1 protein-coding gene is annotated in these 2,412 nt (G+C 40.4%); it reads right to left on the reverse strand.

Annotated elements, in window-relative coordinates:
- Positions 1-624 precede the first annotated feature (624 nt).
- Complete coding sequence (gene menE, locus AC805_RS08430) at positions 625-2,193, reverse strand: o-succinylbenzoate--CoA ligase (RefSeq protein ID WP_055075013.1); 1,569 nt, start codon at positions 2,191-2,193, stop codon at positions 625-627.
- Positions 2,194-2,412 lie beyond the last annotated feature (219 nt).

The following is a 2,412-nucleotide window of genomic DNA, read 5'->3' on the forward strand; positions in this document are numbered from 1 at the left end:
GGTGATCGGAAATACTGAAAAACATTCAATAATTAGGTAATACCAAATTAGAAACAAGTAGAAATAACTATTATCTACTTGTAAGTAAGTGGGCTTAATTAAATATGAAACCCCAAAGACTACGGCTTACGCTGCGCGTGCACCGAAGGTTTTAGATCTGGATTTTAATTGTGCTGAGGCACTTAATTACCTGTTTTTATATTACAGGAAATAATTGTTCTGGTCATAAATATTACTATAATTTGTATGCCTTCTTGGTGATGAATCATAAATGAATTCAAAGCCTAAATAAAAGCTTACAGCCCTTTATCAATATTGCCAGATTCAGTAAAACTCCATAAGCTTTACCCTTTAATTAGACTAATGTAATTAATTAAATGGGCGTAATCAAAAACCAGCACCAAAACCTGCGCCGCAGGTTTTAGGGTTTTATACTTAATTAAGTCCACTTACATAACAATAGTTTTTGCTATATAAAATCATAAATATTGCAATCCAAAAATTAATCTAAATCCCTTTGTGGGCACATAATTTTTGCGGTAGGATGACATTTTTGAGTAAAATCTACGATCAAAAAATCAGGATTTCTATAGTAGTAATCTAGATAAATATCCAGATAAATATCTAGATATTTATCTGGATATTTATTTGGTTGCGAATTTGCTGGCGTAGTAATTTCCCCGATGCATTTTTTGGCAAAGATTTCCAAACATAAATTTCTTTAGGTAGTTTATATCGTGCCAGAGATTTCTGTTCACAAAAATCCCTGATTTCTGTTAATGTCAGTTGATGGCTATTGTGATTAGTGACTAATATAGCCGCGACAAATTCCCCCCATTCACGATCTACTATACCCACCACGCAGGCTTCAGCGATCGCAGGATGAGATAATAAAATTGCCTCGATCTCTGTCGGATAAATATTTTCGCCACCACTGATAATTAGATCGGAACGACGGCTGACAATATATAGATATCCATCCCTATCGAGATAGCCCATATCACCTGTATGTAACCATCCATCGGCAATCCCTTGAGATTGATCTTGCTGGCGATCTGCCTGTAGATATCCCGACATAACACTTGCCCCTTGAACTAAAATTTGTCCAATTTCGCCAGAGGGAAGTTCGCGTTGAGCGTTATCGATATCGACTATCCGCAGACTATTGCCCAATAGCGTCAGCCCTGAAGATCCCTGCTTGAGCGCGACTTCCTCGGTGCGGAGAGTGGTGATTTGCGAGGCAGTTTCGGTCATGCCATAGGTGGGCATAATCGGTAAATTTAATTGCTGGCAGCGAGTTATGAGTTCGGGACTTGCAGGTGCGCCACCCAACAAAATGCCGCGCAGTTGTTGTAAATTTTGCCAAAGAGAATGCTCTAATAGCCTTGTGAGCATGGTTGGCACTAGAGAAATAAGTGTTACCCGTTCGGAAGCGATCGCTTCTAGTACCTCCCTCTCGTCGAATTTTGGTAATAGCGTTAACCTAGTTCCGTAGATGGCGCTTCGCCAGACGATCGCTAATCCCCCCACATGAAACATGGGCATACATAGCAACCAGTTATCATCGGACTGCAATCCTAGATTTAAGGCAGAAGCGATCGCGCTATGGAAGTGATTGCCATAGGTTAATGGTACGCCCTTGGGTTTACCCGTCGTTCCAGAAGTATAAAAAATTCCTTGGAGATTTTCCAGATTGATACTTTCACTGCCAAACTGTCTCTTTTCTGATGGATTGCAAGGATCTCTAAATAGAGAATTTAGGGATGAGTAGTCTATTTCTGAGATGTCTAAATATCTAACTTGAACGAGATTCTCAAATTCTAAATTCTTAAATTCTTGAATAGTCGATCGCGTAAATTGGTCATATAGCAAATAGCTGACCTGACTATCTTCTATTTGCCAGCTTATTTCTTTAGCCGTCAGCCGAATATTGAGAAAGACTGCCACGGCTTCACATCTAGTCATGGCATGAACGAGCTTAATATATCGAGGCTGGTTTGCGAGTAATAGACCAACGCGATCGCCCGATCTAATTCCCCATGCTTGCAGTTGGGCTACCCATAGTTTGACTTCCTCCTCTAATTGGGCGTATGTCCAAGTGCTTGCCGTTAAATTAACCCCGTCTCTGAAGCTCAAAGCGATCGCTTCTTTCTTCTGAACGGCACGTTGTGATAGCCAATTGGGGGATTTCATAAAAATTTTGCCAGTAGTTTGAAATTTATGATTATCCTAAGTAGCTAGACATAAGTAAACTTAAAACCCAGAAGAGCATACCGCCCGCGCAGCGGGCGGTATGCTCTCTGGGTTTGGTTTTTAATTATGCCTAGCTACTTAGTAAGTAATTCGGTATAAGTAGCTGGGTACAATTAAATATAAAAACCAAAAGCTGTAGCGCAGGCTGTGCCTGCGCCG

Origin of the sequence: Pseudanabaena sp. 'Roaring Creek' (assembly GCF_001402795.1) — a bacterium.
Lineage (GTDB): Bacteria > Cyanobacteriota > Cyanobacteriia > Pseudanabaenales > Pseudanabaenaceae > Pseudanabaena.